The organism is Thermococcus sp. AM4 (genome assembly GCF_000151205.2).
Classification (GTDB): Archaea; Methanobacteriota_B; Thermococci; order Thermococcales; family Thermococcaceae; genus Thermococcus.
Genome location: NC_016051.1, coordinates 212,286 through 235,505, shown reverse-complemented (window position 1 = coordinate 235,505; position 23,220 = coordinate 212,286). Strand labels below are relative to the sequence as shown.

Below are 23,220 nucleotides of genomic sequence, written 5' to 3'. Positions count from 1 at the left end.
TCACCGCACGTATCTCCCCTCCACCTGCGAGAGCTTCAGCTTCGACTTCAATCCCTTGGGAACGAAGTCCCGGGCAATTATCTCGCCGCTCCTTACGTCGATCTTCGCGAAGTAGTAGCCCTTCTCCCCAACCGCCTTCAGACCGGCTATGCCCTCCTCAACGTGATGGGAAACGACCTCGACCTTTGCGCTGTCCCCGTACTCCTCCGCGATCATGCCGAGGAAGCTCTTCACCATGAACTTCTCGGTGAGGTTAAGTTCCCTGTTCAAGAGCTCACCGCTCGATCTGTGAAGAACGAGCGTTCCCGTCCACTTCGTTCCCGTGAACTCAACCACCCAGTTCTCCTCAAGCTTGAGGCTCTCTATGACGGGTTTTGGCTCGATTTCTCGGAGGTACTCGAGGGCACGCCTCTCAACGGCGGCCTCGCGGAGAAACTCGTCGAGCTTCTCCATCCTTCCGTCCTTGAAAACCCTCAGCTTCAGGATGCGGTCTTCGCTCTCGAGGGTCATCATGTAATGGTCCCCAAACTCGCCGGTGAAAACCGGCTTGAATTCCGGGTACGCGGACGAGACCAGTTCAAGGGCCTTATCCTGGCTTATCTCCAGCTTCCACTCAATTATCTCGCCGCTATGCCCGTTGTACGTGAACTCAACGATCCCGTCGCCGCCCCTGAAAACCGCCCTCACGATCTCGTGGTTCTTAACCTGACACTCGGCCAGATCGAGGGAACCGGGAGTTACAACGCCATCGTGCTCCCTGAGTCCCTCCTCCAGGATCTCCTTCGGATGGTAGAGGGCCTTGACGTCCTCAACTTCACCGGTGAGGGAGTTCACCCTGACAACGTACAGGCTTCCATCCGCCAGCAGATCGACGAGGGTTACGCCCCTTCTTCTCTCAACGCCGATGACCTTTGCGCCGGGGTATCTGGAGTGAACTATCGCCAGCACCGCTTCCTCGGTTAGGGAAATCGTCGATGCAACCACCTCTCCGGAATACGAGTTCACCGCAACGTCGAAAAGATAGCGCTCGGTCTTTCCAATGAACTCCCTAAGGAGCCGCCTCTTGTCGTTTTTGACCGTGAGGCTGAGCGGTTTTTCACCGGTAACCCCTTTAACGTGCTCCAAGACGATCTCCCTGAGGATCGGCTCTTCCAGTTTCTTGAGGGAAACGGATGGAGCTCCCTTCGGAAGCCTTATCCTCGCTGACCCCCGGTTCCTTCCGGCCGAGAACTCGATGAAAGCCTCAACCGGCACGTAGGCCCTTTTGGTCTCGAGGATCCTCACGTCATCGTACTTTTTACCGAGTTCTTCCCTCAGAAGTGCCTCGGCCCCCTTTGCCCCGGGCCCCTCAACTTCCAGCCCGGAGGCAAGAACCTTACCGTCCTCCTCGAGCAGGATCCTCATTGTGAGCCCCTTGAGCCTTCCGATCTCGGCGTTTAGCCTGACCTTCTCGCCGTTCACAAGGGATCTCCTTACCTTACCGTCCCCCAGCGTCCAGGATGTCACGTACAGGGGCCGGAGCTTTATCGTGAGTTTCTCAAGGTGCACGCGCTCCCCCGGTATCTTGTATCTGTATCCCAGCACCCTCTTGACCCTCTCAAGCAGTTCTCCATGCTTAACCTCTTCCAGCAGGGGGCCGTCGAGCACGAACTCCTTTAAGCCTTCCTCCTCACCCTCCACGACGTCAGGCAGGAGCTTTTCAACGAGGCTCACAGGGGGTTTGATCGAGTAGCGGTTGAAGACCTCCGCAAGTTCCTTTGGGCCTATCGCCCTTCCCTCTGAAAGAACCAGGCCCGGGATCAGATTTACCACAACTCCGGAGTCTTTTATTACCGGCAAAAGCTCCTCCAGGGCCTTTTCATCTGCCCTTCCGCTGAGTAAGGCAACGCTCATAACGTCCCTGCCCGTGAAGGGGTTTTCACGAACCCCCCTGAGAACGACCAGTTCAAGACCGCCCTTCCGTTTGTACTCCCTAGACTGCTCGGTGAAGCCCGCCCTGGAGAGGAGCTCAACGAGGCCCTCGAGAATGACGTCCTTTGGAGCCATGAGGATTACCTGCTCGTCCCACTTCATGGGCATCACAGCATTTAATAGTGCCCGGAAGGATAAAACTGTGTCGGCGCGTTCCGTTAGGGGGAGCACTCCAAATTGAAACACCGGAAAAACAAAAGTGAGGACGTTTTTTCACTTCGAACGCTCCACGAGCCACTCAACGATTGCACGATGGAACTCGTCCGCCCACTCGGGATCCTCGAATATCTCGTGGTAGGCTCCATTGAACTCCCTGAGCGTTTTGTCCCCCACCTTCAGCTTTTCAAAGAGCTTCCTCGCGCCTTCTGGAGGCGTTATCACGTCCCCTGTTCCAACGAGTAGGAGAATAGGAACTTTTATTCTTTCAGCCTCTCGGTGAGCGAGCTCCATGTTAACGAAGATGCTCCTGCCGAGCTTCGCCGAAATCCTGTCGTGGACGAGCGGGTCCTCAACGTACCGTCTCACGGCATCTTTGTTCCTTGAGAGAAGCTCAGGCTTTATGCCGTTGGAGAGGACAAGGCCAGGAGCTACCTTTCCGAGGAACTTCGCGAGGGCCACCATAAAGCCAGGCGTTTCCGGGCTCTTGGCAAGGGCGGGCGACGAAGCGATTACTCCCCTAATCTTATCGGGCCTCGTCTCAGCGTATCTGATAACCGTTAAACCGCCGAGGCTGTGGCCGAAGAGGAAGGGCTTCTCACCTAATTCTTCAATTATGGAATCAATTATTTCCATAGCCTCTTCGACGCTCGTGTGCCCCCTCTTCCCGGGGCTCTTGCCGTGTCCAGGCCAGTCGAAGGTGTAAACGGCAAAGCCGGCCTCGTTGAGCTCCCTAATCAGCCGTCCGTACCTCCCGCTGTGCTCCCCAAGGCCATGAACGAGAACGACCCAACCGAGCTCCGGTTCGCCGAACTTGGCCTTGTAAACCTCCATTTCAATCACCCAGCCAGACCCGTTTGAGAGGGAGAACGTCAAAGTCTTCATCTTCGCTAACTATCGCTTGCAGGCCGTTGTTCTCTATAACCGCAACGTGAAGGGCGTCAGAGGGACGGAGGTTGTACTGGAAGATAACCCCCTTGGCTGTTAAGTAGTCCTGAAACGTTAGTGGAAGAACTCTAACCGCGGGCAGAACGATGTCGTCTATAAACTCGATTGTATCCTTGTAAGCTATTCCATACTTGCGCTTTGAGACATGGATTAACTCATCGAGAACCAGCATGTCCGTGTAGAGTTCATGCTTCTGGGTAAGATCGGCATAGAATTCATCGAGCTCGTTGGCAATGTCTTCTGGAATCCGCGAGTTGAGATAAACGAAAAGGTTTGTATCGATGAAGAGCTTCATTCTTCAATCCCCCAGACCTCGTCGAACTCGTCTTCGAGGCTTATCCCTTTCAGCTCCCCCAGTTTCGCCGGTTTGGTGCCTTTCCGCTTCTCGTGATACTCTTTGAGCTTTCTGAGGAGTTCCTCTTTGCTCGGCGGCTTTTTGATGACGAGGCCTTCCTCCGTCGGCTCGACTATAACTTCTCCTCCCTCTTTTATGCCGTAGGCCTCGCGGAAGACCTTGGGGATGACGATCTGTCCTTTGGGGCCGACCTTCAGGCGTATGCTAACCAAAGGTATCACCTTGTATAACTCACGGTTCAACAAAATAAAGCTTTCGAAGAAAGCGGAGAAAGGAAGAGTTCAGGAGAACGGGCTCTCCCTGAGCTTCTCGTTGGTGAAGCGGACGAGCTTTTCGACGTCTTTTCCAATCGTCTCGGGCTCGGGCTTCATGAGAACGTAGAAGACGTTGGTTTTTGGAGTTAGTGAGACGTGCTTGACGTTGTGGGGCTTTGAAAGATTTTGAACGAGCTCTTTGAGCTTGACAATATCCCTCTTTTTCTCGTAGAGGGCCTCGTACTCCTTGCCGGCTATCTCAATCGTCTCCCTCTGGAGAAAATCCTCGTTTTCAATGCTGGGTTTCATTCGGTAGTAACCTTTTTGAATCAAATGGGCCTCGCGCTTTATCTGACTTTCAGGCCTTATAACGAAGTAAATCTTATCGTGCCTGCTCGTCAGCAGGGCTATAGGAAAGTAGAGGAGGCTCTGTCTCGGAAGGAGTGTCAGAGTGTACTCAAACTTTCTAATGTTATCCCGGTTGACTTTATAGCTAGCCCTGAACCCGATATAACCACCGAGCCAAACGTAGTCCTTGTCCTTGGGCTTCACAACGTCCTCAATAGTGCGGAGATAGTGTTGCATCAGCTGGAGGTTGAGCTTCCGCCCCTTGTAGAACTGAATGGAGGTTAAAGCTGCCACAACCATGATGGCAAGGAAGAGGGTTGAGGTTATCTCCATTTCAATCGCCCTCCGGATAGTACCTCTGAAGGGTTGTATCGTCAAGTATTTCAAGATTTCCGATTCCTGCTCCTTCAAGTACTTTCACAATATCTCGAATTATCCTAGCCTGAACGGGCCAAGCTAGTGCACTTGAAACTGGACCTGGGGGGGTGTTTCTAGCGAACGCTAGGTAAATCTTCACACCCTCCTCATCAACCTGGATCTTTGAAACCAGTCCCTCACTGACTATATCAACCTCCGTAAATGGATTTTTCACGGATCTGAGGAGTTCTAGTATGGCATCAGTCCTCAAGAACCATACCTCCAAGCTTTCTCAGCCACTCAATTCCCCTGGGTTCCTCTGCAAACATCGGGAGCTTTATCACGTCTACCCCTCTAAACTTTCTCTCGACTTCTTCGAGAACCTTCCTCTGGGCTTCCATTTTAACCTTTAACTCAGGAATTTCTTCCCTTAGCTGAATTACCTTGTTCACAACGATTAGCCGCAGAGGAACCTTGAACTTCTTCAGGCTCTCGTAGGCCCTCTCGGTCTCGTAGAGCGGGAGCATCTCTGGGTTCATAACGGCAACGACACTCGTCTTGTTCGGATTCGTTATAACGTCCTCGACGAACTGAACCTCGCTCCTGTACTGGAGGAGCTCCTTCATAACCGGATCTTCAGCCTCCTCCTTCGGAAGCTTGAACTTCTCACCCTCAATCTCGTACTCTTCCTCACCCTTGATATTCGCTATCGCTTTTCTTCTCTGGAGTATCTTGCGTCTTATGTCAATCAGCTTGTCGGCCCAGATAAGAGAAATCCTCGGCAAGGCCAGAACGCGGAGCGTTAAACCCGTGGGGGGCGTGTCGAAGACTATAACGTCCCACTGATCACCTTCTGTTAGGATCTCCCTTATGGCTTCGAGCGTTGCGTACTCCTCTATCCCCGGCGAGTAGCTGAGGACCTCGAAGTACTTCTCAAGGTTTATAACGGTAAGGTAGCGGTACATGTTCTTGAGGTTCTTCTCAAGGTGCTTGAGGTAGGCCTTAATCAGCTTCTCCATATCGAGCTCGCTCGCGTAGAGGTTGTCGATGATTTTCTTTGGCTTATCACTCAGCTTCTCCATGAGGACATCGCCGAGGTTGTGGGCGGGGTCAAGGGAAACTATCAGTGTTTTGTATCCCCTCTCGGCCAGCCCAACGGCTATTGAAGCGCTCGTCGTGGTTTTGCCAACTCCACCCTTTCCTATCACGAACAGAACCCTGAAACCCTCCTTGGGGATAAGGTACTCTCTCATGATACCACCTCAGTCTATATCGAACATTCCGGCAACCTCAGCAAAGACGTCGTCGAGATTTATCGCTCGACTTTCCATGACCCGGATTTCCTTGACCATATGAGGCATGAGTCTCATAACAAGCGTGGTCGGCGGGCTGGGTATTCCTATGAACGAGCCCATCAGGATGAGCGCGAAGACGTTCTCAAGCTCCCGCAATTCGAATTCAATATACTCAGTCGACTGATGCTTGAAGGCCTCACCGAATCCCTTCAAGAAGTCCCGAATCTTCTGCAAGTTCTCACCCCCAGAAGGAAAATGAAAAAACGAAAGCTTCAGCTGGCCATCGCGGCGTACTCCTCAGCCGGCTTTTTCCATGCCGCGTACCAGTCGATGACCAGCATTATGTTCAGGAGCAGGCCAATTAAGGTTATTATGCTGACCCAGATCAGGTGTTTCGGAAGGGCCACGTAGACGAGGAACCATATAAGTGCTGCTGTCACCGTAATCCAGAGGAAGAGCGCTGGAATAAGCACTGCCCACTTCCATGCCCCCTTCGGATTCTGAACTTTTGCAACCCAGAGGGAAGCAGTCATTAGAGCAATGCTCGCGAGCATCTGGTTCATTCCGCTGAAGGCCGGCCAGAGAACCAGGAAGTCCTTACCCCATGCCATGTAGATGCCGAATGCCACAAGTATAAAGGAGGCAACCCACTTGTTCTTAAGGATCTCCGGGGCGTTGACCATGTCCATGACTTCCTGCCAGGTGAACCTTCCAAGCCTGGTGGCGGTATCAAGGGTCGTCAGTGCAAAAGCTGCAACCCAGAGGCTGGCAAAGAGCGCCGCTCCGGAGGTTGAGATTCCGAAGGCATCGTGGACACCCATAGCGTAGCTCTGTGAGAATATTCCAACCTTCAGCTTGTGGGCAATGACCTGAATGGCATACTGGCTTCCCCAGTTGTTGTAGTTAACGGGGATTCCCTTCTGCTGGAAGATCTGGAGACCGTAGACCGCTATTGAGGATATGACAAGCGTTGAGAGGAAGCCCTCGGTGAACATTCCACCGTAGCCGACCATAAGGCCGTGGAGCTCGTTGTCGAGCTGCTTGCTGGTTGTACCAGAACCGACGATTGAGTGGAAGCCGCTGAGAGCACCGCACGCAATGACGAGCGGGATTGTTGGCCAGAACGGTGAGGGCTTTCCGCCGACGACGCTGGCACTCCAGGTCGTAAATGCGGGGGCAGTAAACGTCCCGGTGCCCTTCAGCCCAACTACAATGAATGCAAGGCCACCGAGTATAAGGCCGAACCACAGGATGTAGGCGTTAAGGTAGTCCCTGGGCTGAAGAAGGATCCACACCGGGAGGGAAGAGGCTATGATGACGTAGATTCCGAGGGCAATGAGCCAGGCGTGGTAGCTGGCATTTATCGGGAACTTAAAGCCAATGTATATTGCCAGTATGAGCAAGGCTATTCCGATAGCAGTTCCAAGTTTGAAGTCAACCTGCCACTTGTAGAGGAGAAGTCCCAGGATCACTGCCACCAGCATGAAGAGCCATGAGGCAGTCGCAGCACCCGGCTTGCCAACAAATATACTGCTGATAACCCAGCCAAAGGCAGCCACAACGAGGACAAGAGCAAACCAGACGTAGAGCTCGAATGCAAGGCTGGTTCTCCTGCTCATGAGCTTTCCTGCAATCCACTGTATTGATTTTCCATCGTAGCGAACCGATGACATCAGGGCCAGATAGTCGTGAACCGCACCGATGAAGACGTTTCCGAACCAGACCCACAGGAGTCCCGGAAGCCATCCCCAGGCCATCGCAACCGCTGGACCGACAATCGGTCCGGCACCGGCTATAGAAGCGAAGTGGTGGCCGTAAAGCACTATCGGGTTCGCTGGAACGTAGTCGACACCGTCGTAGAGCCTGTGGGCGGGAGTTGGCCTGTTGGGATCGGCCCTAACGACCTTGTTCTGAAGGGCCTTGCCGTAGGTAAAGTACATACCGACGTATATGGCCGCCGCTATCAAGATTATAACAGCGGAGTTCATCTCTGCACCTCCATTAAAGTTTTGCACTCCAATGTACATTTTTGAAATATAAATGCTTTTCGGCGAAAAACTGAAAATACCTCGGCTTTAAACTTAGAGTTGGATTTTAAAGAACCTCACGGTGTATTTTGGCGATAGGCCTTTCCTATGAGGGACTTTAGTTTGAAAATTGAACTCTCCCAGAGTAAGAAAGCCAAAATTGGATAAAAGGTCACTCCTCCGCCTTCAGTCTGAGCGATGTGTGCTCCTCCTTCAGCCGCTCTATCCTTTCGAGGAGCTCCTCAGCGAGGTCCCTGAGCTTTACCGCGGTTTTCTCGATCTCGCTGATGCGTTCTTCCAGTTCCTTCTCCCTCTCCTCCACCTCCTCAAGGGCCTTCGCCAGTCTCTCCTCCTCGCTCTTTCTGTAAACCTCTATGTTGAGCCTTTCGTAATCCCAGACGATCTTCCCGTCCCTGATCTCGAAGGGAACCGTTATCCTCACGACGTCGGCCTTATCAACCTTCAGCTCCTGGAACTTCTCAAAGATGTACTGGTTCAGCTCCCCGGCCGCCCTCACAACTTCCTTGGGGTCAACTTTTCCCCGGGTAAGGGCGAAGAGAACCCTCCTGACCTTGTGGGCGTAGCCAGATGCCCGGACGTAACCGGTGCTCAGCTTCATAGCGATCACCAAAAGATTATTCAACTTCAGTGCATAAATGCTTATTGGTGGCTACCCATGAACATTCTGATCTTCGGACCCCCTGGCTCGGGAAAGAGCACCCATTCGAGGAGGATCGTGGAGGAGTACGGCCTCACGTACATATCGTCCGGAGACCTGATCAGGAGGGAAATCGAGAGAAAAAGCTCGCTCGGAGTCGAGATGGCCGCCTACCTGAGCAGGGGCGACCTGATCCCCGACACGATAGTGAACACTCTCATCATCTCCCGCCTGAGGCGCCAGAGGGAGAACTTCATCCTGGACGGCTATCCGAGAACGCCCGAGCAGGTCATAGCCCTCGAAAACTACCTCTACGACCACGGGATAAGGCTCGACCTGGCCCTGGAGATATTCATCGACGAGGAGGCGAGCGTGGAGAGGATCTCCGGCAGGAGGATATGCCCGAACTGCGGGGCTGTTTATCACGTCAAGTACAATCCCCCGAAGGTTCCGGGGGTCTGCGACCTCTGTGGCTCAAAGCTCGTGCAGAGGGCTGACGACAGGGAGGAGGTTGTAAGAAAGCGCTACCGCATCTACATCAGGAACATGGAGCCGATAATCAAGTTCTACCGGGCCAAGGGCATCTACGTTAGAGTCGACGGTCACGGCCTCATCCCCGACGTGTGGAAGAGAATACAACCCCTCCTCGACTACATCCACGAGAGGGAGAAGAAGAGAAAGGAGCACGAGTGATACCTATGGCCGTTGCGGAGATATGCCTCTTCCCCCTGGGAACCGAAAGTCCGAGCGTCGGAAAGTACTTGGAGCCTGTCATCGAGGTCATAGAAAAGAGCGGCCTGAAGTACATGGTGTGCCCCATGGGGACGGTGGTCGAGGGGTCCATTGAGGAGATACTTGAGCTCGTCAAAAAATGCCACGAGGCAATACTGAAGGCCGGAGCGAAGCGCGTCGTCATCAGCCTGAAGATAGACGACAGGGTTGATAAACCCCTCAGCATAGAGGGCAAGCTGGGGAGGTAGATGGAGTACTTCGACAGGATCGCGGATAGATACGATGCCTGGTACAGGACGAGAACCGGACGGTACGTGGACAGGATTGAGAAGTGGCTGGTCTTCTCCATGCTCAGAACGAGATCGGGAAAAGCGCTCGACCTCGGCTGCGGAACGGGCAACTACACGCTCGAACTCAGGAGAAGGGGCTTCGACGTGATCGGCCTCGACGCGAGCGAGGGGATGCTCAGGATAGCGCGCTCGAAGGGGCTGAACTGCATCAGAGGAGACGCCTACTCTCTTCCCTTTCCGGACGAGAGCTTTGACCTCGTGCTGAGCGTTACAATGTTTGAGTTCATCCACGAGCCGGAGAAAGTTCTGGAAGAGATCTACCGGGTTCTGAGACCCGGCGGCGAGGCGCTCATCGGCACGATGAACGGCAGGAGCGCGTGGTTCCTCTTCAAACGCCTCAAAAGCCTCTTCGTTGAAACGGCCTATCGCTACGCCCGCTTTTACACGCCCGGAGAACTGGAGGCCCTCTTAACAAACGCCGGTTTTAAGAACATCGAGAGCGCCGGGGTGATATTCTTCCCATCGTTCTGGCCGTTTCTAGATCTCGCGGAAAGGGTGGATAAAAAATGTTACAAAAAATGTAAGGGGCTCGGGGCCTTCATAGCCGTCCGGGGAGTCAGGCCTTAGCTCCCGTTCCATATCACGTAGGCCTTTTCCGTTATGAAGACAGGTTCGAGCCTCTTCCTGTAAACCACGAAGTTGTCGCCGTACTTCTGCTTCAGCTTCTCGATGTAATTGCTGAAGACGTCACTCGGAACGCTGACGTGGGCGCTTATCCTGTTGTCGCCGGCTCTGACGCTCAGCTCCTTGATCGGGATGTAGGCGATGATGTCCTGGTGTGGCTCGAGGTAGAAGTCCTTCTTGTAGATGTCCCTTCCGTTGGGAGTGACGTAGTAGGTGACCATCGCCCTGAGGGCAAAGGTGACGTTGTAGTCCTTTCTGAAGGCCGCCCTCAGATCGATGTCGCCGCTCCTGCCCGGGGCTATCGGGAAGCTCGGGTTGACCTCCTTTCCATCGACCTTAACCGGGCCGTCGAGCACTCCGACTGGTCCCTTCTGGATGAGAACCATGCGGTAGTTCGTGGCGTTGGGGATGTCCATGCTCACTGTGATCGGGGTCTCGTGGAGGTGGTTTATGTAGAGGTTCTCGGCGAGGGTTTCCCTCTTCACGAGGGTTCCGTTCCTGTAGGCCTCAAAGATCAGGGTCGCGTTCTTCACGTCCCTTCCGAAGGCCGAAATGTAGATCCTGAAGGTGTGGTTGCCGACGGGCAGCTTCATGGCTAAGAACGGGGAATAGACCTGCCTCCACGTTCCGTTTGAGGGGGTACCGTTCACGAGGAGGTCTATCTTGTAAACCGCGAAGGGCCTGAAGCGGTAGGTGTTGACGCCGTTCTCCATCTTCACGGGGACGAAGTTGGAGCGGAGCTTCATGGACTCGGTTATGTTCTTGGGGTTGAGGTAGTTGAAGGCAAGCTGGACGAAGTTGCTGAAGGCTATCTTGTCGTAGGCGAGAACGCCCCAGTTGCCCGGGTACTTGTAGAGGACGTAGGGAACGTTCGGCTGCTTGTTCTGGTAAACGGAACCGGTCCCCATGTCTATTATCGTGTCGGGGATGTACTGGTAGACCCTGCCGCCGTAGGAGACCTGCACGTAGTAGGTCTTGGTCTTGTTGTCGTAGACTATCGTCGAGCCGTACTGCGGGCCTACTGGCATGAACATTGGGTTTCCGCGGTATTCACCGTAGGTAATCGCACCGCCGAGATAGCTTATGGCGTTGAACTTGAAGATGTCGCTCTGCCAGGCTATGAGGTAGTTGAGACCCCACGCCTCAAAGTCCACCTCGCCCTTATCCCCGCTGTGGGAGAAGAACTTCGCTAGGATGTACCTCCTGTCGTAGGCGTGTCCTCCATCGGTTGAGGCCCTCCTGTCGCTGAGGAGGCTCGACTCAATCCAGTAGCCGTAGTCCCACCAGCTGGTCGCGCTGTCGAGGGGGTTGCTGTTGTTCTTCAGCCAGAGTAGCGTGTCCTGCCAGGACTTGGGAACGGCCTCGGCGGAAGCCTGAGCCTTTGCGAGCGTGCCCATGTCCCTCGCCGCTATCACCGGCAGGGGGATGAAGAGCAGGATGAGCACAACCGCGAACATCGCCTTGGTTCCGAGGGTTTCCTCCATCCTCTCGATGGCCACTATTATCTCCCCGAGGAAAACGCCCGCGAGGAGTATGACCGCTCCGGAAGCCTGGAAGCTGAACCTGACGGCAGTCCAGAGGAAGTAAGTGGCCGCGCCGTAGTAGACAGCTAAGAAGACCTCCTTGTAGCCGGTAACGTCCCCGCGGTAGAGCTTCCAGGAAATCCTGCTGAGGAGGATGAGGAAGCCAACGATCGAGAACACGTAGAGCATTCCGTCCTGACCCGCGCCCCTGACGTAGTGTATGCTGAAGACGTTCTTAATGTACGCCCAGTTGGGTTTGGCCAGCTCTGCAACGGTCTGGTAGAGCGGGTTCGACTGATAGGCTCCGGCAAGGAACTTCCAGAGGTCCGGGCCGAAGTAGAGGTAAGCCCCGGCGAAGCCCAGAACGCCGATCGCCAGAACGGTTCCGAACCTGTGCTTTTTGTCCGAGTAGTTGAGGCCTATCCTCTCGCCGAAGAGCATTATCGCGGTGAGTGCCGCTATCGCTAGGTAGACCTCGAGCGCAAAGATCAGGAAGGACCTGTACCCTATGAGGGGAATTCCCGTCAGCGGAAGCGCGCCCAAGAGAACGATCAGCATCAGCGGGTAGAACTCGTAGGCGAAGCGTTTGAGCTCCTCCATCTTCCCGAAGACGAAGAGGAGTATCGGATAGAGGCCCATGAAGACGAGCAGCACACCGAGACCGAACTCGCTTCCCTGCCAGCTCATCATGAAGAGCCAGCTGAGGATCACGAATAGGGCTCCCCAGAGGATCTTCTTCCAGGACCTGGAGAGATTCTTCCAGTCTGCCTTCTCGTCGAGGTAGTAGGTCATCGCAACCAGGGCGAAGACGAAGAACATGAGGAACGGTGCCTCACCCCTGGCGTTTCCGGAGTAGGTCTTGGAGTAGTTGGCGTAGGAGAAAGCCAGGAACGCCGCAGCCCAGAACCCCGCCCAGTCGGAGTGGAGCTTGCGCCCGAGGAGGTATATTCCGACTATCGTTATGGCCCCAACGAGCGGCGTCCACATCTTGAAGAACTCCAGCTCAGTGTAGCCGAGGTGGCTGAAGATCAAGCTGTAAACCTTGGCCGGGATGACGTAAAGACCGAGAGATCCACCCAGCTTTATGCCCGTTGGGGGATTCGCGCGGGAGAAGTAGCTCGGTATGCCGTGCTTAACGGCCTCCCTGAAGATCTCGAAGTGGTAGAAGGTATCGGGGTCGATGAAGTACTTGAGCTTCGCGGTCTTCATTCTTATGATGTAGCCGTAGTAGGCGATTATCAGCGTGACTATTGCCAGGCCGTAGGTTTTCAGCTTGGGATAAACGGAGGCTATCTTCTTGAGGCTCTCGGGCTCTTTACGCGCCCCCTTTGACTTTTTGACCTTTTCCTTCTTCTTTACCTTGCTCTTAACCATCTCGATCACCTCATTCAACGGTAACGGATTTGGCAAGATTTCTCGGTTTATCGGGGTCGTTGCCCCTCAGTACGGCCAGATGATACGCGAGGAGCTGGAGGGGGACGACGTAGGTAATCGGAGTTAGGAGTTCATCAAGCCGGGGCATCTCGATCAAAACGTCCGAGAAGTTCTTGGCATCGTCCCTGTCGGAGAGCGTTATTATGAGGGCACCCCTTGCCTTGGCCTCCTCTATGTTGCTCACCATCTTGGAGAAGGTCCTACCGCTCGGTGCTATCGCAACGACGGGAACGCCCTCCTCAAGGAGCGCCAGCGGGCCGTGCTTCAGCTCTCCGGCGCTCAGGCCCTCCGCGTGGATGTAGCTGATCTCCTTGAGCTTCAGCGCCCCTTCTAAGGCCGTTGGGAAGCCTATGCTCCTGCCTATGTAGAAGAAATCCCTCCTGTCAGCGAGGGACTCGGCAAGCTCCCTTAGGGCTTCGTCATGGGCCAGAGCCCTCTCAACGAGCTCGGGGACCCTTAAAAGATCCTCCTCAAGTTTCTTGAGATAGTCCTCGTCCGCGGTGCCGAGCCTTTTGGCGAGCTCCATTGCGAGCATGGTCAAAACCGTGAGCTGGGTCGTGTAGGTTTTTGTCGCGGCCACGCCTATCTCCGGTCCGGCATGGGTGTAGAGGGTCAGATCGGCTATCCTCGTGGCCATGCTTCCAACGACGTTCACTATCGCCAGCACCCTTGCCCCCTTTCTCTTCGCCAGCCTCATCGCCGCGAGCGTGTCGGCCGTTTCCCCGCTCTGTGTTATCGCTATCAGGAGAGTCTTCTCGTCTATCAGATCCTCGAACTCGTAGCGGAACTCGCTGGCCTCCTCCACGAGGGGGACCCTCTTGACGAGCCTCTGGAAAAGGTACTTGCCCGCGAGGGCCGCGTGATAAGACGTCCCCATTGCAACGAAGATGATCCTCTCGTAGTTCGCTATTTCCTCCGCTACCCTGCCTATTACCTCCCTGTTGCCGTGTATCGCGTCTCTGATTGCCCTCGGCTGCTCGTATATCTCCTTGAGCATGAAGTGAGGATAGCCGGCCTTCTCGGCCATTTCGAGCGTCCACTCTATCTCGTGAACCGGCTTTTCAACGATCTCGCCCGTGTCGAGTCTCTTGACCACATAGGAGTCCTTCTTGAGGATCGCGTACTCACCGTCGTCGAGGAAAACCACCCTGTTGGTGTACTCGAGAAAGGCGGGAACGTCGCTTGCCGCGAAGTTTTCCCCGTTTCCGACCCCGATCACGAGCGGGCTCTCGTTCCTGACGACGTATATCCTGTCGGGCTCGTCCGCGTAGATTATGCCCAGGGCGAAGGAACCCTTCAGCCGCTTGAGGGCCCTCCTGAGGGCTTCCTCAAAGTTCCCGCTCGATTTTAGCTCCTCCTCTATGAGATGCGCTATGACCTCCGTGTCGGTGTCACTCTTGAAGGTATGACCCTTTGCCAGGAGTTCCTCTCGTAACTCGGCGAAGTTCTCGATGATGCCGTTGTGGACGACGACTATTTTGCCAGTGCAGTCGGTGTGGGGATGGGCGTTTACATCGTTGGGGACGCCGTGGGTCGCCCAGCGGGTGTGGCCGATTCCCCTGTTGCCCTCCATCTCAAGGAAGCCGAGCCTTTGGGTCAGCTCGTCTATCCTGCCGGCACCTTTCCTGACCTCAATCCTGTCGCCGCTGGCCGTAACGACGCCTGCAGAATCGTAGCCCCGGTACTCAAGCCTCTTCAGACCCTTAACTATGACCTCACAGGCCTTTCTATCGCCTATGTAACCGATGATCCCGCACATGATCTCACCTTTTGTCCCTTACGCTTGGGTTACATAAACTGCCCCTCGTTAAAAGAGTTTCTACCGGTCCTCCCTCCGAAACATCCTCCTCAGCACGAGTGGGGAAACCGAGAGGGCAACGATTGCCGCGGGCCCGCAGAAGCCCCCCTTCCCTTTGGTCGTCGATGAACTCGTCCCCTCCCGGGTGCCCGTTGGAATTGTCGAAGATGAAGTCGTCCTGCTCGTGCTCGTTGCTGAGGTCGTAGTGGGGACGCTGGTGGTTGAAGTGCTCGAAACCGGGATCTTTTCAAGCTCCACAGAGAGTACTTTTTTCTCACCCGGCGAAATCCTCACGGTCTCCCTGTACGGACGGTATCCTCCCTTGCTGATCTCAACAACGTACGCACCGGGAGTGAGGTTCATCTCCATGGGTGTCCACCCGATTAAAGTGCCGTTGAGGTAAACGGCCGCGTGAGACGGGCTTGAATTGACGATGAGCGTGCCGTGCTCGATCTTCTTTTCGAGTTCGGCCTTGAGAAGGGTTTCCATCCCGTCCCGTATCGAAACCGTCGCCTCGTAGTCCCTGTATCCATTGGCCGTAAGCTTCACCACGTGTTCCCCAGGGCTAAGGGCGAGAACCCCTTCCCCGCTCAGGAGCGCCCTGAAGTTTCCGTCGATGTAAAGCCTGACGGGTTCGTTTATTCCAACCTCGACCCTCAGGAACCCAACGGGTTTGACGTTCCGGGCCCTGACCTCGAGGGAAGAGACCTTTGGCAGGAGCGTTCTGGACGAGACCCTTATCGCCCGGACTTCAGAACTCCCTGTGAAAACAGCCGGGCTTACGTCCTTTGACTCGTAGTTTCCGATGGCCCCGTTGAAGGGCAGCTTCGCTACGAAACCCTCTGTTTTGACGGCAGAAGAGAAGCGTTCGCTTGAACCGGCGACGAGAATGGAATCTGCTGAAACATCTATCCCCCTCGGAACGTCGAGATCGCTCAGCCGATAGGCCCTGCTGACCGCAACCGAGCCGCCGCTGAGGCCCAGAATGTAGAAGTTGATGCCCGGCCAGGGCTTCGCAACGCTAAGGGTGTAGAGGGTTCCCCCGCTGGAATAGGCGGCGCCGACAACGTCAACGCCCCCAAAGCCCGGATTGTAGCACTTCCATTCTCCGGAGGGGAGGAGAACTGTCAAACAGGTTCCGTTGCCGTTCAGTATCGAGGGGTTTCCTCCAACTGCGAGGACGGGCGATGAGAGGGATAGGTTCAGGTACTCCATGGCAGTTGTTACTCCCCCGCTGAGGGGGTTGAGCTTCATCAAAACGGGACTTCCCGATCCGAGAATGCCGAGGGCTAAAACCTCGCTCCCGTCGAGGGCGAGGAAGGGCTTGAAGGTAGGGTATACCCCCAGATAGAGCTTCCCCCAGACAACGTCGCCGTAGGGATTCAGGCGGAGAACCCAGAGCTCGGGACTTTCGGGCGTCGCGTAGCCGCCGACAAAGATTGCGTTGTTCTCGATCACGACGGAATTCCCGACTTCAAGCGATCCCGCATCGTAATCCCTCGCCCACAGGACGTTTCCGTCTCCGTCAAGCTTCATGACGAGCATGTCAGAGGTCAGCGTTTCGCCGACTTTCCTTCTAACCGACCCAACCGCTACGATGTTGCCGTCGTTATCCACCGCGAGCGCCCTAAGATCGGCCTCCACGCCCTGGATCCGATAATACCTCGACCAAAGAACCCTTCCGTAACGGTCGAGCCGTATCGCCCAGGGAGCGGTTGTGCCGTTGAGGGAAACCTTTCCAACGGCCACGATGTCCCCGTTCGGCATGACCGAAACTGCCCTGAGTTCGTCGTAGCCGGTCGTGCCGTAGAAGCCCACCCAGTAGTCGGAGGCCCCTGCCAAGGTAGAGAAGAGCAGCATGAACGTTATCGCCGTGAGGTACGCACCCTTCAACCCAACCACCGGGGAAACTCAAGCGGGGAGGCCTTAAACGTTATGGTCGCTAAACTCCAGACATCAGGGTCTCCTCTGCAAACCTGATGTCGAGCCCGCTCCTCACCCTGAAGAAGCTCAGCGTAACCTTGGGGTTCCTCCTCGCCAGCTCCTCTATCGAAACCGGCTCGTAGTCGAGGAACTCGGTAACCCTCGAAAAACTCCGATAGCCCTCGGCGAGGGCCGATTCTATTGCATCCCTCAGCGCGTCCGGCTCGTAGACCGCGTGAAATACCTCGGTGCTCCCATCGTTCCAGACGGGGATCAGAGCTTCCGGCTCGCTTTCGTAGAAGAGACCTATGAGGTAGTTTACGAGGAAGGGCATTATCAGGGGCATGTTGCCCTCGACCAGGAAGAAGGGCTCGTCAGGAAGGGCTTTGAGGAGCGCTTCCATCTTGCTTCTCGCGGTCACGGGAATGGGTTTGGAAACGTGGAGGGAGTAAGTCTTCAGCTTGTCCTTTCTAACAATTGTGAGCGTTTCGTTGATTCTCTTGCTCATCAAAAGCCTCCTCTCGGTGAGCCTGACGACTGGTTCTCCATTCACGGGCAGGGTGTAGTTCTCCCACCGCTTCTCCGGAAACGCCAGTATAACGCCGAGCATGGTGCGAACTAAAGGGTTTTCTTTAAAAATCTCCCGGCCCGAAAGTTTTATATACCCCGGGTTACTAAAATTCACCGGCAAGAACGCGGAGGTGATGGGAAATGGCAGAGATGATAATACCCTACCCACAGCTCCAGAAGATCCTGGAGAGGACCTGCGAGCTCGCGGTCATCAAGCCGAGGGCAGAGGAGATGATGGAGATAGTCGAAAAGAAGCTCAGCGACCTCTTTGAGGTTGCCTACGAGAACGCCAAGGCCGAGCGCTCGAGCACGATAAAGATGCGCCACATACCGATTACCAAGGGCTTCAAGAACAGCCTGAACCTCTTTAGAGCGGTCATCGAGGACGAGAAGGTCCAGATAGACCCCATCAGGAAGTTCCTGCTGAAGAAGATACCCGGCGACATCCCGCTCGAGGAAGATGTAGTCAACGAGCTCCCGATTATCGCGGGAACCCTCTTCGTGCTCATCGGAAGGGTCATCAAGGCCCTCCACCCGGAGATTAAGAACGTCTACCCCGAGCACATCGAGGAGGCCAAGAAGGTTCTGGACTACACGCTTTGAAGTTTTAGCTCTCCAAACTCTTCCTTTATCCACTTAAAGTGTTTGTCTCGTGCAACAAGAGTTAGCCCCCTGTTTATCGCAACCGAAGCAACTATAGCATCCACTGCCGGAACGGGCGTTCCTCTTTTGACCATCGCCTGCGATATCTTGATTGCCAGCAGGTAGTCTTCGAGGCTCGGCGTTATCACGGTCAGACCGAGCTCAAGCGCCCTTGGAAACTCCACGACATTGAGAATCGTTGTGTACCCTTCGAGCTTCCTGCGAGATTTTAGGGCATCAATCAGGACGTTGGTGTCGTAGAGAGCCTTTTCCATTCGACATCCCTCGTTTTCTTGAGCGCCTTCTCGTACTCATCAACTGGCGTGTTCTCGAGCTCTTTCCTGAAGTCCTCACCAAGGAGCGAGAGCAGTTCGTCCGAACTGAGTTCTTCGGCCTCGATTTTGGCCAGATACTCCGCTATGGCCTTTCTCGCCACCTCGCTCCACTTTATTTCCGGGTGCTTCTTCATTCTCCGGTAGAGGTCGGGCGGGACTGAGAGGGTTATGTTCGGCATGTCATCACCGCACGGAATTATGTGAGTTCACGTATTTAAGTTTTGGTTTCACAAGCCCCAAGTTGAACTACCCGCTCTGAGGCTTTCTTCTGTTTTCGAGTTACCATTCTTTACGCGCTTGGGGAGAAACATTTATAAGCACCACAGCATACCCCGAGCGGTGATTGGGTGAGACGAAGCCCCTTCGTAGTGGTAATCCTGCTCCTCATGTTCCTCCCGCTCGTTGAGGGTGCAACTCTGAACTGTCCCGCCAAAGCCCCGGCCGAGAAGGTAGTCTGCAGGCTGGAGGGCAACGGAACGGGAAAGCTGTACCTGGAGAGCGCCGATGGGATTTCCCTTACTTGTGCTCTTAGGACGATTCGACCGAGCGAGAACTGCCCTGAGAAAAGTTTCACCGATTGTATCAGCCCTGTGGTTGGGTCTCGGTTTCGTAATGGGAGCCTTCCCACCAATGGCCATTCTCTGGCTCGGGCCGGCGTTTTTGATCCTGTGTGCAATGGTTGCTGGCAAGGACATTCCATTCTTCTTGGGAAGTGATAAGAGGTGGGAGATATGAAGAAAGGAAACTGGTGGAAGCTTGTCGTAACGCTAATTGTCATAATGGTAGCCGTCCCATCTGCTAAACCCGTGTTTGGAGCGGATATTGTGTGTTCTCAAATGATAAACGCAACCCACCCCGTCTTAGAATGCACAATCTCGGGAAGTCCAGTGGAGAAAGTTAAGGTTAAATTAAAGTCCTTCAACGGTGTTCCAGTTCACTTCAAACTCGCAGGAACAAAACTTGTAAATGGCCAGGAAGTTCAAATTAACCCCGAAAAAGAATTCGTAGAAGTGCCCTTTAGTATCTCGCTGGGTTTAAACTCCCCCATAGAGCAGTTCATGGACCGTCTCTACCTTAATTCAAGCAATAAGTGGATTCTCTACAACAAGGTTAGTACGCTGACCTTTGAGCTCAGCTATCCAAACGGGACGGCCAAAGAAACACAGGTTGGAGTTTACATTTCCGGGAAGGTGCCCTCTCCACTCAGAGACAGGGAAACGAGAGATTTTTTACTTCATTTGGCTCTTCCATACATTCTGTTGTTGCTCATAGTTCTTGCGTATCAGGTCTACAGGTTTATTCGATGGAATTCCCTTGAAAGCGAGGAGAGTGAGGAAAAGGAAGACGATGAAATACCGAAGCTTGGGAAGTTGAGAACGTCCTTTGCATTTTCTGGTCTTATAGGGGTTGGTTTCGGACTTTTCCTGCTCCCGTGGGCACTGTACCTGTTTGCAACCCCACCAAAGATGGTGAGCGATGTCGTTCTCTACATCCCAATCACGGCTATGCTCGGCCTTATCATTGAATGGAGGGCATTTACAAGCGTAGCCGAGAAGAGTGGCAGGGCTTATCTGCTCAGGACTCCACCTGTTACGGGAATCGAATGGATACCTCTTGCGCTCCTTTCATTCAGGGGCTGGGTTGTCCTCGCTGGATTTTTTGGGTATCTCGCCACCTTTGCACTCAGCATGAACAGAAAGCTCAGCAGGCAACTCATTAAGGTAGCCGTGATAATATCTCCCATCACTGCTCTGCTCCTTATCGTCTGCTTTACAGGAGATTTCACCTTCATCGCCGGAATTCTCCTGCTCTCATACCTCTATCCATACCTGATTAAGTCGAAAGCAGAAACTGCTCCCAGTTTAGAAGAGGTTCAGCCCGTCTTCAGAAGTCCTGAAGTCGAGAGAATCCTAAACACCTTCGAGAGAGTACTAAAGGAGAGGGAAATGGAGAAAAGTTAATCGTTAATCCTTCAGCCACCTCTCCATCCACTCTACGATGAGTTCGAGCCTCTTGACCCTGTGCTTCGGCTTTCCACTCCTGCTCAGGTCGTGGTTCTCGCCCGGGAAGAGGGCGAGCTCAACGGTCTTGCCGAGGTACTTCAAAGCGGTGTAGAACTGCAACGCCTCCGGAAGCCAGCAGCGGTAGTCCTCCATCGAATGGATGACGAGCAGAGGAGTCTCGACGTTCGGCGCGTACTTCAGCGGGCTCTTCTCCCAGTAGCCGTCGGCGTTGCTCCAGGGGTCGCCCCCTATCTGGTCTGGGGCGAAGAAGTAGCCGATGTCCGTTGTGCCAAAGAAGCTCACCCAGTTGGAGATTGAGCGCTGGGTTACAGCAGACTTGAAGCGCTTGGTGTGGCCGACTATCCAGTTGGTCATGAAACCTCCGTAGGAACCGCCCGTAACGCCGAGCCTCTCCCCGTCGATGAAGTCGAATCTCCTTAAGGCCTCGTCAACGACCTCCATGAGGTCCTGGTAGTCCCTCTCCCCGTAGTGGCCCCTTATATCGGCGAACTCCTCACCGTAGCCGTCGCTACCGCGCGGGTTGGAGAATATTACCACGAAGCCCTTGGCCGTCAAAACGTGGAACTCGTGCATGAAGGCGTAGCCGTAGGCCGTCTTCGGCCCGCCGTGGATTTCGAGAACGGCCGGATATTTCTTTCCAGGCTCGAAGTCAACGGGCTTCATAATCCAGGCATCTATCTCTACTCCATCGCTGGCCTTAACCGTGAAATGCTCCGGTCTGGAGAGCCTGTATTCCCTAATCCAGCCGTTAAAGTCCGTGATTTTCTTCTCCCTGCCGTCGCGGAGGACGTAGAGTTCCAGAGGGGTGACCGCGTCTTGGGCGGTGAAGGCTATGTAGTCGCCGATTGCGAAGCTCTCGATGCTCCTGTCTCCACCTATGACGCGCTCTATCTCCCCCCCAAGGTTTACCCTGAAGAGGTTCGCCCTCGGGCCGTCGGTTGCGACGTAGTAAACCCAGCCGTCCCTGAAGACCAGCTCGGCCCTCTGGCTTCCCCTTACATCGCTGTTGAGGGAGTTGTATGCCGAGCGGTCGAGTTCAGCGGTGAGTTTTCTCATCTCTCCCGTCTCGGGGTTGTAGTGGTAGATGTGCGTGTTCGTCGGAATCCCGCGCTCGCGCGTGTTGGCCTTGAGGATGAAAGTGCCGTCGTCGAGCGGAATGAAGTCGCTCACGCTCCATTTTCCTGGAGTCAGGCGCTTCGCCTTCCTGCCTTCGAGCAGGTAAAGGTCGCTCACCATCGGCTTCCTCTCGCGGTCCTCCTGGGCGATAAAGTAAAGCTTCCCTTTGTGGAAGCGGACCTGCGAGACGTCGAGGTTCTTGGGCGTTACGCGCCTCTTTTTGCCAGTCTCAACGTCCACCAGATAGACGACGCTCCTCTTCCCGTAGACCCAGCCAACGCCGTTGAACCAGAAGGGAATCTCCTTGATAAGGTGAACGTCATCTTTTGGCTTCTTCTCAATGTCTATCGGCGTTATAACAGCTATGCTCTTGCCGTCCTCGGTGAAGCGGAGGTTCTTAATACCGTACTTGAACTTCGCTAAGAGTCTCGCCTCGCCGCCGTCGGTTGGGATAACGTAGAGCTCGGCTTCCTTGCCCTCCTTATCGCGCTTGGAGGTGAAGGCTATCAGCCTCCCGTCTGGCGAAAATCTCGGGTTTGAGTCCTTCTTCCCCGATGTGAAGGGCCTAACCCTTCTGCCGTCGTAGAGGTAAAGCTTTGAGAAGTAGTCGTCCTTCTCGACGCTTATCTCGGTAACTTGAAAAACCACTTTTCGCCTGAAGGCGTCGAGGTTGCCGACGAGCTTGAACTTTCCGAGGTCTTTAACACTCAATCCCCTGGCTATGAAAACCACCGAGGTAAATCGGCTCTTTTCGTATAAAAGCTTAGCGTTTCGACCGAAATCTAACATAAATCCTCACCAAAAAAGTAATAAATACAAACCCGATCCATAGTCCATGAGGTCCACCTCGAGGTTTGTCCCCGCACTTCTGCTGATGGCCCTCGTGCTTATCTTTATCATCTCAGCCGTCCAGTGGTGGGCCTACGAGAACGCGAAAAAAGAGATCCTATCGCTGCCCTGCGATCCGAACGTGACCCCCTACCGGGCCGAGGTTACATCCTTCCTGCCGCCGGAGGAACTCCTGAAGAAGGGCATCGGCCATCGCTACGATTATTCTGGTGAGCTTGAGTTCGTGATCGCGAAAAAACTGGGTAGAAAAAGCCCCGGGTACGATGACCTGCTGTACGCGGCATCGCTTTACCTGAACGCTTCAATTGAATCCCTCAGGCAGAACATCGCGAAGGGGGATCCCGACCACATAAGGCTTAGCTTTGAATTTTTCCAGAGGAACTACGTCGTCCTAAAGCTCGCCCGCGAATACGGAAGAAGGAACCTCACCGAGGTCATTTTAAAGCCATCTCCCCCACTCGGATGGGTTTTGATGGGAAAAGAGGGCCTCAGGGAGCTCGCTTCCCTCATGGGGCTGAAAGTCGTGTTCCTGGCAACGTTCCTCACCTTTGCGATATTCGCAGCGTTCTTCCTCTGGCTCATCATCGTGGCCAAAATGAGGATCAGACCCAGGGTGCTCAAACAGATTGTCGCGTTTGCCCTCTTCGTCCTAATTTCCACGGCCGCGGGCTGGGGAGTTGTCCAAGTGGCAAAGGCCGTTTTGGGAGAAAATGACGGATGGACGAGCACCCATAACCATGAATGCCTCAGAGTTCGCTACTATGAGTTGTATGAGAAACTCTATGATGAATCACTCGAGTACACGTACTCCCACAAGGAACGGGTTTCCTGCGAGGCTTTCAAATACCTTGAGCACGAATTAAGCCAGAGCGAGATTGAGAAGCTGAGGAAGGCCCTTTCCCTGAACTGTTCCAGCTGAGTGCCGTTCCAG

Annotated in this window: 23 protein-coding genes; 6 read left to right on the top strand and 17 right to left on the bottom strand. The window is 54.4% G+C overall.

All coding sequences use genetic code 11. The features are described 5' to 3' along the window. The 10 genes from TAM4_RS01355 to TAM4_RS01310 all read right to left on the bottom strand — a co-directional run bounded on the left by TAM4_RS01355 (nt 1) and on the right by TAM4_RS01310 (nt 8,330). Nucleotides 1-2,079, bottom strand: a complete 2,079-nt coding sequence (locus tag TAM4_RS01355; RefSeq protein WP_158306670.1) for a hypothetical protein — start codon at nt 2,077-2,079, stop codon at nt 1-3. A 105-nt stretch (nt 2,080-2,184) separates the two neighbouring features. Next, nucleotides 2,185-2,961 carry an alpha/beta hydrolase gene (locus TAM4_RS01350; protein WP_014121436.1) on the bottom strand — a complete coding sequence of 259 codons (777 nt, stop codon included), beginning with the start codon at nt 2,959-2,961 and terminating at the stop codon, nt 2,185-2,187. Between the two features lies 1 nt (nt 2,962). Beyond that, nucleotides 2,963-3,370 (bottom strand): type II toxin-antitoxin system VapC family toxin, encoded by a 408-nt coding sequence (locus TAM4_RS01345; protein WP_014121435.1) that lies wholly within the window; start codon nt 3,368-3,370, stop codon nt 2,963-2,965. After that, nucleotides 3,367-3,651, bottom strand: a complete 285-nt coding sequence (locus tag TAM4_RS01340; RefSeq protein WP_237702107.1) for an AbrB/MazE/SpoVT family DNA-binding domain-containing protein — start codon at nt 3,649-3,651, stop codon at nt 3,367-3,369. The genes TAM4_RS01345 and TAM4_RS01340 overlap by 4 nt, the downstream gene beginning before the upstream one ends. A gap of 60 nt (nt 3,652-3,711) precedes the next feature. Beyond that, a complete protein-coding gene (locus tag TAM4_RS01335; RefSeq protein WP_014121433.1) occupies nt 3,712-4,365 on the bottom strand; it encodes a hypothetical protein in 654 nt (217 codons plus the stop codon). A gap of 1 nt (nt 4,366) precedes the next feature. After that, nucleotides 4,367-4,660 carry an iron-sulfur cluster assembly protein gene (locus tag TAM4_RS01330; protein WP_048149650.1) on the bottom strand — a complete coding sequence of 98 codons (294 nt, stop codon included), beginning with the start codon at nt 4,658-4,660 and terminating at the stop codon, nt 4,367-4,369. Beyond that, nucleotides 4,650-5,642, bottom strand: coding sequence for an ArsA family ATPase (locus tag TAM4_RS01325; protein WP_014121432.1), 993 nt, complete (start codon nt 5,640-5,642; stop codon nt 4,650-4,652). Before TAM4_RS01325 ends, TAM4_RS01330 begins: the two co-directional genes overlap by 11 nt. A gap of 9 nt (nt 5,643-5,651) precedes the next feature. Then, entirely contained in the window at nt 5,652-5,918 is a 267-nt protein-coding gene (locus tag TAM4_RS01320; protein WP_014121431.1) for a hypothetical protein, read from the bottom strand. Between the two features lie 38 nt (nt 5,919-5,956). Next, nucleotides 5,957-7,672: a carbon starvation protein A gene (locus TAM4_RS01315; protein ID WP_014121430.1), complete on the bottom strand. Its 1,716-nt coding sequence runs from the start codon at nt 7,670-7,672 to the stop codon at nt 5,957-5,959. A gap of 211 nt (nt 7,673-7,883) precedes the next feature. Then, nucleotides 7,884-8,330 carry a single- stranded DNA-binding family protein gene (locus tag TAM4_RS01310; RefSeq protein WP_014121429.1) on the bottom strand — a complete coding sequence of 149 codons (447 nt, stop codon included), beginning with the start codon at nt 8,328-8,330 and terminating at the stop codon, nt 7,884-7,886. Between the two features lie 57 nt (nt 8,331-8,387). On the opposite strand from TAM4_RS01310, the gene TAM4_RS01305 reads away from it, so the two are divergent. Genes TAM4_RS01305 through TAM4_RS01295 form a run of 3 tightly spaced genes read left to right on the top strand, consistent with a single transcriptional unit; the run spans nt 8,388 to nt 10,018 of the window. Then, nucleotides 8,388-9,062, top strand: coding sequence for an adenylate kinase (locus TAM4_RS01305; RefSeq protein ID WP_014121428.1), 675 nt, complete (start codon nt 8,388-8,390; stop codon nt 9,060-9,062). 5 nt (nt 9,063-9,067) lie between these two features. Then, nucleotides 9,068-9,349 (top strand): MTH1187 family thiamine-binding protein, encoded by a 282-nt coding sequence (locus TAM4_RS01300; protein ID WP_014121427.1) that lies wholly within the window; start codon nt 9,068-9,070, stop codon nt 9,347-9,349. Beyond that, entirely contained in the window at nt 9,350-10,018 is a 669-nt protein-coding gene (locus TAM4_RS01295; protein WP_014121426.1) for a class I SAM-dependent methyltransferase, read from the top strand. On the opposite strand, the gene TAM4_RS01290 is transcribed toward TAM4_RS01295, so the two are convergent. From TAM4_RS01290 to TAM4_RS01275, 4 genes are read right to left on the bottom strand one after another with little or no spacing between them, the layout of a single operon-like run. Beyond that, nucleotides 10,015-12,972: a peptide transporter gene (locus tag TAM4_RS01290; protein ID WP_014121425.1), complete on the bottom strand. Its 2,958-nt coding sequence runs from the start codon at nt 12,970-12,972 to the stop codon at nt 10,015-10,017. The two genes, TAM4_RS01295 and TAM4_RS01290, sit on opposite strands and share 4 nt — an antisense overlap. A gap of 10 nt (nt 12,973-12,982) precedes the next feature. Continuing rightward, a complete protein-coding gene (glmS, locus tag TAM4_RS01285) occupies nt 12,983-14,791 on the bottom strand; it encodes a glutamine--fructose-6-phosphate transaminase (isomerizing) (RefSeq protein WP_014121424.1) in 1,809 nt (602 codons plus the stop codon). A 60-nt stretch (nt 14,792-14,851) separates the two neighbouring features. Beyond that, nucleotides 14,852-16,732, bottom strand: coding sequence for a PEGA domain-containing protein (locus TAM4_RS01280; protein WP_148258568.1), 1,881 nt, complete (start codon nt 16,730-16,732; stop codon nt 14,852-14,854). A gap of 40 nt (nt 16,733-16,772) precedes the next feature. Continuing rightward, nucleotides 16,773-17,363, bottom strand: coding sequence for a molybdopterin-guanine dinucleotide biosynthesis protein MobA (locus TAM4_RS01275; protein WP_048149644.1), 591 nt, complete (start codon nt 17,361-17,363; stop codon nt 16,773-16,775). A gap of 101 nt (nt 17,364-17,464) precedes the next feature. Between TAM4_RS01275 and TAM4_RS01270 the strand changes: the two genes are divergently transcribed. Continuing rightward, nucleotides 17,465-17,926: a DUF1931 family protein gene (locus TAM4_RS01270; protein ID WP_014121421.1), complete on the top strand. Its 462-nt coding sequence runs from the start codon at nt 17,465-17,467 to the stop codon at nt 17,924-17,926. On the opposite strand, the gene TAM4_RS01265 is transcribed toward TAM4_RS01270, so the two are convergent. Next, entirely contained in the window at nt 17,914-18,240 is a 327-nt protein-coding gene (locus tag TAM4_RS01265; RefSeq protein WP_014121420.1) for a type II toxin-antitoxin system VapC family toxin, read from the bottom strand. The two genes, TAM4_RS01270 and TAM4_RS01265, sit on opposite strands and share 13 nt — an antisense overlap. Beyond that, the gene (locus tag TAM4_RS01260; protein WP_014121419.1) at nt 18,207-18,479 is read right to left on the bottom strand and encodes a hypothetical protein; all 273 of its coding nucleotides are present in this window, start codon (nt 18,477-18,479) and stop codon (nt 18,207-18,209) included. Before TAM4_RS01260 ends, TAM4_RS01265 begins: the two co-directional genes overlap by 34 nt. Nucleotides 18,480-19,031: 552 nt before the next feature. On the opposite strand from TAM4_RS01260, the gene TAM4_RS01250 reads away from it, so the two are divergent. After that, nucleotides 19,032-20,261, top strand: coding sequence for a hypothetical protein (locus tag TAM4_RS01250; protein WP_014121418.1), 1,230 nt, complete (start codon nt 19,032-19,034; stop codon nt 20,259-20,261). Between the two features lie 3 nt (nt 20,262-20,264). On the opposite strand, the gene TAM4_RS01245 is transcribed toward TAM4_RS01250, so the two are convergent. Then, complete coding sequence (locus TAM4_RS01245; RefSeq protein ID WP_048150800.1) at nt 20,265-22,163, bottom strand: S9 family peptidase; 1,899 nt, start codon at nt 22,161-22,163, stop codon at nt 20,265-20,267. A 151-nt stretch (nt 22,164-22,314) separates the two neighbouring features. Between TAM4_RS01245 and TAM4_RS01240 the strand changes: the two genes are divergently transcribed. Next, the gene (locus TAM4_RS01240) at nt 22,315-23,208 is read left to right on the top strand and encodes a hypothetical protein (RefSeq protein ID WP_048149638.1); all 894 of its coding nucleotides are present in this window, start codon (nt 22,315-22,317) and stop codon (nt 23,206-23,208) included. The last annotated feature ends 12 nt before the right edge of the window (nt 23,209-23,220 follow it).